This is a genomic window from Candidatus Methylomirabilota bacterium, assembly GCA_035936835.1.
GTDB lineage: Bacteria > Methylomirabilota > Methylomirabilia > Rokubacteriales > CSP1-6 > AR37.
On the sequence record DASYVT010000020.1, the window covers coordinates 1 to 5,712 of the forward strand.

The following is a 5,712-nucleotide window of genomic DNA, read 5'->3' on the forward strand; positions in this document are numbered from 1 at the left end:
AAGACAAGGATCCCGCGGGCTGGCAGGAGTTCTACGATATGTTCTGCGCGCAGTCGGCGACAGGCCACGCGCTCACCATGCGCGGCGTGCAGATGTCACGGCCGTCCGTCTACGAGCTCGAGGCCGGGATGGAGCGCATGACCGTGCCGACGCTCATCATGACCGGTGACGAAGACGAGCCCTGCCTCGAGCCCGCGATCTTCATGAAGCGCACGATCCGTTCCTCCGGCCTCGTGGTCATGCCCAAGGCCGGCCACACCGTGAACCTCGAGGACCCCGACGCGTTCAACCGGGCCGTCCTCGATTTCCTGACGGCGGTGGACGCTGGGCGCTGGCCCCTGCGCAACCCGGCGTCGGTCAGCGCGTCCGCGATCCTGCCGCCAGAACCCGCGAACCCTCAACCCATGAGACAGGGAGCGCCGTCACGATGAGCCTGCCCCTCGAGCCCTACACCGTCATCGACCTCACCCGCGCCCGGTCCGGCCCGACCTGTGTCCGCCAGCTGGCCGACATGGGCGCCCAGGTGATCCAGATCTCGGCCCGCGAGGACACCGAGGGCGACTTCGTCCGGCGCGGCTTCGACTCGCTGAACCTCCACCGCAACAAGCGCTCGCTGACGCTCGACCTCAAGTCGCCGCGCGGGATCGACATCATCAAGCGCCTCGTCGCCAAGGCCGACGTGGTCGTCGAGAACTTCCGCCCCGACGTCAAGCACCGGCTCGGCATCGACTACGAGTCGCTGTCGAAGCTGAACCCGAGGCTCATCTACGCCAGCATCTCGGGCTTCGGCCAGACGGGTCCATACCGAGACCGCCCGGGCTACGACCAGATCGCGCAGGGCATGGGCGGGCTCATGTCGGTGACGGGGCTGCCGGGGCAGGGGCCGGTGCGCGTCGGCATCCCCGTCGCGGACCTGACGGCCGGGATCTTCCTGGCCCAGGGCATCCTCGGGGCGCTCATCGAGCGCGAGCGCTCCGGTAAGGGCCAGTGGGTGCACACCTCGCTCCTCGAGGCCATGGTCACCATGCTTGACTTTCAGGCCGCGCGCTGGCTCATCGACGGCACCATCCCGCCGCAGGCGGGCAATGACCACCCGACGGGCATCCCGACCGGCGTGTTCAAGACGGCCGACGGCCACATCAACATCGCCGCCTCGGGCCAGCACATGTTTCGCCGGCTGTGCGAGGCCCTCGGCACCGAGCCGCTGCTGGAGGACCCGCGCTTCAAGATGGCGCCAGACCGTTCGAAGAACCGCAAGGCGCTGACGGTGGAGCTCGAGAAGGCGACGTCCCGCAAGACCAGCGCCGAGTGGGTGGAGCTGCTGAACGCCAAGGGCGTGCCCTCTGGCCCCATCCTCAACATCAAGGAGACCTTCGAGAACGAGCAGGTGCAGCACCTCGGGCTCGCGGTGCCGGTGAAGCACCACGCGCTCGGCGAGATGCGCCTCCAGCGGCCGCCCGTGACGTTCTCGCGCACGCAACCTTCGGTGCGCACGGCGGCCCCGGACATCGGCCAGCACACCGACGAGATCCTGGGTGAGCTGGGCTTCTCCGCCGAGGACATCGCCGGGCTCCGCCGGGACAAGGTGGTCTAGGGCGATGGCCGAGCACTTTTCCCCGGCCGAGATCGCCGACCTGCTCGAGAGCGGCGCCGCCGTCATCCACGCGGAGGTCGAGGCACTGCCGAAGGCGGTCCACGTCTGGCATCCGGAGCCCGACGAGTGGTCGATCAACGAGATCATCGGACACCTGATCGAGGCCGAGCGCCGTGGGTTCGCGGGGCGGATCAAGATTCTCCTCGCCTCGAAGGATCCCCAGCTCGAAGGGTGGGACCAGAACGAGGTCGCGCGGGGACGCCGCGACGACATGAAGGCGGCGGCCAAGCTCGTGGCGGAGCTCAAGCGGATGCGCGGCGAGAGCGTGACGATCGTGCGCGGGCTCAAGCCCGGCGACCTCACGCGCGGCGGCCAGCACCCCAAGGTGGGCTGGCTGCGCGTGGAAGATCTCCTGCAGGAGTGGGTCCACCACGACCGGAATCACATCAAGCAGATCTTCTCCAACGTGCAGGCCTGGGCCTGGCCGCATATGGGGAACGCGCAGAAGTTCGTGGGCGAGTAAGCACGCAAGCCGCCGAGGGCCCGGCAGCCAAGGAGCAGAGCGATGCACGAGCTCGATGCCGACGACGAGTATTCCAGCAGCGGCGATCCCGAAGAGCGGTCCATCAGCCCCGCGGTCTTCAACGACACCGTCGGCGTGCTGGCCCCCGCGGAGCCGGTGTGCCTGCGCGAGACCGCGACCGTCACAGACGCCGCCCACCGCATGCTCCAGGCGCACCAGGCGGCCGTGCTGGTCGTGGACGCGGGCGGCAGGCTCACGGGCATTTTCACGGAGCGCGACCTCCTGACCCGCGTGATCGGGCGCGGCCTCGATCCCAAGGGCACGGCGCTCTCGGCCGTGATGACGCCCAATCCCGAGGTGCTGTCGCTCCGCGACCGCGTCGCCTACGCCGTGCACTGCATGAGCGTGGCGGGCTACCGCACGGTTCCGCTGGTGGACGCCGATCGCAAGCCCGTCGGCATCGTGACCGTGAGCGACGTCATCCGCTGGCTGGCCACCCTCTTCCCGACGACCGTGCTCAACCTGCCGCCTGGCGGTGACACTCTCAAGCGCCCCGGCCAGGTGGACTCGGGTTAACCCGCGTTCATCTCCTTGAGGAGGGCCTGGAGGCGCGGGTCGTCGAGGGAGGGCTGGAACGCGGGGTAGAGCTGGGTGCGCTCGCAGATTCCGTCGTAGCGCTCGCGAAGGCGCGCGCCGAGCGTCCCCCACGTCGCCGTCACCGCGAAGTGGTCGAGCGTCTCGTCGCTGATCAAATCCGCCATGCCGTGCCAGTCGCCTTCGAGGCTCTTGGCGTGGAGCCTCGGGACCAGTCGGTCGAGGCCGTGGACGCCCAGCACCGCCTGGTAGGTGCGCGTCGAGGCGTAGAAGGCGATCTGCTGCTTCACGGCGCGCCTGCTTCGCTCGAGCTCGTCCGCGTCGTCCCCCACCACCACCATCGTCGAAGCGCGGAAGGTGAAGTCCTTGCGCGTGCGCCCGGACTTGCCGAGCCCGACTTCCACGGCCGGATGGATGACCTCGCGCAGGTACTTCGGGCTGTGGAAGGAATGGACGTGGAGCCCGTCGCAGATCTCGCCGGCCATCTGGGCCATGTACGGGTTGACGGCCGCGATGTAGATGGGGATACGCGGGTGCTCGATAGGCCCCGGGTTGAAGAAGGGCGTCATGAGGTCGAAGCGGTAGAACTGCCCGCGGAAGTCGAGCGGCGCGCCGCTCTGCCAAGAGGCCCAGATCGCGCGGAGCGCCAGCACCACCTCGCGCAGGCGAGGGCCCGGCGGCTCCCACGCGACTGAGAAGCGCCGCAGGTTGTGCGCCTTCACCTGGGTGCCTAAGCCGAGGACGAAGCGGCCCCCCGAGGCCTTCTGGAGATCCCAGGCCGTGTGGGCGAGGATCATCGGGCTTCTCGGAAAGGCGACGGCGATGGCCGTCCCCAGCTGGATGCGCGAGGTGTTGGCGGCCGCGACCGCCAGCGGCAGGAAGGGGTCGTGCTTGGTCTCGGCCGACCAGAGCGCGCCCACGCCGAGCTCCTCCGCGCGCCGCGCGTACGCGGGGATCTCGCGGAGGTCGAACGTCATGAAGCCGAGATCCAGCTTCACGGACATGTGCGTCTCAGTACTTGTGGATCGAGAACTCGATCTCTTTCTCCGTGATGAACTCGAGAAGCACGGGGATGCCCTCCTCGGTCTTCTTCATGCCGCGCTGGATCGCCGCCACGATGTCGCCGGGCTCGGTGACGCGCTCGCCGTAGGCGCCGAAGGCCTTGGCCATGTCGGCGTAGTTGCCGGAGATGTCCGTGCTGCGATATTTCTCGGTGGCCGTCTTCATGATCGGCAGCTCGATCGCCATGGAGAAGTTGTTGAGCAGGATCGAGAGGATCGGGATGCGCTCGCGCACCGCCGTCTCGAAGTCCATGCCCGTGAAGCCGATGGCGGCGTCTCCCCACACGTTGATGCAGAGCTTGTCCGGATGCGCGAGCTTGGCGCCCATGGCCAGGCCCAGGCCGTAACCGAGCTGCGTCGTCTTGCCCCAGCCGATGTACGAAAGCGGCTCGGTGCACTCCCAGAAAGGCGAGATCTGGTCCCGCGGGCTGCCCGCGTCGTGGGTGATGATGGTCCGCGCCACGTCCACCGTGTGCAGGAGGTCCCAGATCACGCGGTAAGGCGACAGCGGCTTGGCGCTCGACGTGAGCTTGGGCATCCACTGCGCCATCCACTCGGTCTTGATCCGCTTGATCTCGGCCGCCACGGCTTGCGCGCGGCCGCGTGGCTTGGCCTTTAAGCGGTCCTTGACCTCGGCGAGGAGCGCGTCGAGCGTCAGGCCGGCGTCACCGACCAGGGCGTGATCGACCGGCACGTCCTTGTTGATGTCGGCTGAGTCCAGCGTCGCGTGGATGATGACTTTGCCCTTGGGCATGGCGACGCCGTAGTTCGTCGTCGAGAAGCTGCAGCCGATGCCGAAGATCACGTCGGCGTTCTTCAGGAACTCGTGCAGCTGCTTGGAGACCGACCTGCCGCCCGAACCGAGCGACAGCGGGTGGTTCTCCGGGAAGGCGCTCTTGCCCTGGAGACTCGTGGTGACCGGCGCCTCGAGCAGCTCGGCCAGCTGGCGCAGCTGGCTCCACGCCTGCGCGTAGTGGACGCCCTGGCCCGCGTAGATGACCGGCCGCTCGGCCGCCACCAGCGCCGCCGCCACCGTGGCCACCGCCTGCGGATCGGGGCCGAAGCGCATGCGCGGCGCGACGACGTAGCTCAGAGGCTCGGGCACCTCTTCCTGGAAGACGTCGACCGGGATCTCGATCATGACCGGTCGCGGGCGCCCGTTCTTGACCTGGGTGAAGGCGCGCCGGAGCGCGTCCGGCACGGCGTCGGCCATCGTCACCTGCTCGATCCACTTGGTGACGTGCCGGTAGTTGATGAAGGAGTTGAAGTTCGGCGGGATGTTGGTGATGCGCCGCGGGTAGCCGCCGGGCAGGACGACGATCGGCACGGAATCGCCGTAGGCCTGCGCCACGCCGCCGAAGGCGTTCTCGGACCCGGGCCCGTGCTGCATCGTAAAGACGCCGATCTTCTGCCCCGAGGTGACACGGCTCACGGCGTCGGCCATGTGCAGGCCCGTGCGCTCCTGGCGCACGATGATGGTGCGGATGTCGGCCTGGGCGGCGGCCTCGATGATGGGGTTGACGGGATAGCCGATGAGGAACTTGACGCCTTCGCGCTTCAGGATCTCCGCGACAGCCGCGACCGCCTTCATGAGGTCTCCTTTAAATGGGGGGTCTAGATGACGACGCCGGCCATGCTACCATGGCGCCGCGAAAGAACACCATGAGCGACAGCGAGATCATCTGGCGCCCCACCCCCGAGCGCATCGAGCGCGCGCGCCTGACAAAGTTCATGCGGAAGCACGGGCTCGCCTCGCTGGACGCGCTCCAGCGACGGAGCGTGGATGACCCCGAGTGGTACTGGGACGCGGTCTCCAAGGACTTGGGTTTTCGCTGGATGAAGCCCTACACACGCGTCCTCGATGTCTCACGCGGCATCGCCTGGCCGCGCTGGTTCGAGGGCGGCCTCATGAATCTCTCCGACAACTGCGTGGACCGCCA

Annotated in this window: 6 protein-coding genes and 1 pseudogene; 5 read left to right on the top strand and 2 right to left on the bottom strand. The window is 68.2% G+C overall.

The genetic code is table 11. The features are described from left to right. The 4 genes from VGV06_01665 to VGV06_01680 all read left to right on the top strand — a co-directional run. A partial coding sequence (locus VGV06_01665; protein HEV2053862.1) for an alpha/beta hydrolase occupies positions 1 to 431 on the top strand: 431 nt, incomplete at its 5' end. Beyond that, positions 428 to 1,594: a CoA transferase gene (locus VGV06_01670; protein HEV2053863.1), complete on the top strand. Its 1,167-nt coding sequence runs from the start codon at positions 428 to 430 to the stop codon at positions 1,592 to 1,594. The genes VGV06_01665 and VGV06_01670, both read left to right, overlap by 4 nt. 4 nt (positions 1,595 to 1,598) lie before the next feature. Then, on the top strand, positions 1,599 to 2,117 hold the full coding sequence (locus tag VGV06_01675; protein HEV2053864.1) for a DinB family protein: 519 nt from the start codon (positions 1,599 to 1,601) through the stop codon (positions 2,115 to 2,117). Between the two features lie 42 nt (positions 2,118 to 2,159). Beyond that, positions 2,160 to 2,693 (top strand): CBS domain-containing protein, encoded by a 534-nt coding sequence (locus tag VGV06_01680; GenBank protein ID HEV2053865.1) that lies wholly within the window; start codon positions 2,160 to 2,162, stop codon positions 2,691 to 2,693. Here VGV06_01680 and VGV06_01685 read toward each other — a convergent pair. Both VGV06_01685 and VGV06_01690 read right to left on the bottom strand, forming a co-directional pair. Continuing rightward, on the bottom strand, positions 2,690 to 3,715 hold the full coding sequence (locus VGV06_01685; protein HEV2053866.1) for a TIGR03617 family F420-dependent LLM class oxidoreductase: 1,026 nt from the start codon (positions 3,713 to 3,715) through the stop codon (positions 2,690 to 2,692). The two genes, VGV06_01680 and VGV06_01685, sit on opposite strands and share 4 nt — an antisense overlap. Positions 3,716 to 3,722: 7 nt before the next feature. Then, positions 3,723 to 5,372, bottom strand: a pseudogene (locus VGV06_01690) (thiamine pyrophosphate-requiring protein). 62 nt (positions 5,373 to 5,434) lie between these two features. On the opposite strand from VGV06_01690, the gene VGV06_01695 reads away from it, so the two are divergent. After that, positions 5,435 to 5,712, top strand: a 278-nt coding sequence (locus tag VGV06_01695) for an acetyl-coenzyme A synthetase N-terminal domain-containing protein (GenBank protein ID HEV2053867.1), incomplete at its 3' end; no start/stop codon positions are given.

Coding starts and splice junctions, on each gene's coding strand:
- VGV06_01675 (HEV2053864.1), top strand. CDS start 1,599: ATGGCCGAGCACTTTTCCCCGGCCGAGATCGCCGACCTGCTCGAGAGC.
- VGV06_01685 (HEV2053866.1), bottom strand. CDS start 3,715: ATGTCCGTGAAGCTGGATCTCGGCTTCATGACGTTCGACCTCCGCGAG.
- VGV06_01680 (HEV2053865.1), top strand. CDS start 2,160: ATGCACGAGCTCGATGCCGACGACGAGTATTCCAGCAGCGGCGATCCC.
- VGV06_01670 (HEV2053863.1), top strand. CDS start 428: ATGAGCCTGCCCCTCGAGCCCTACACCGTCATCGACCTCACCCGCGCC.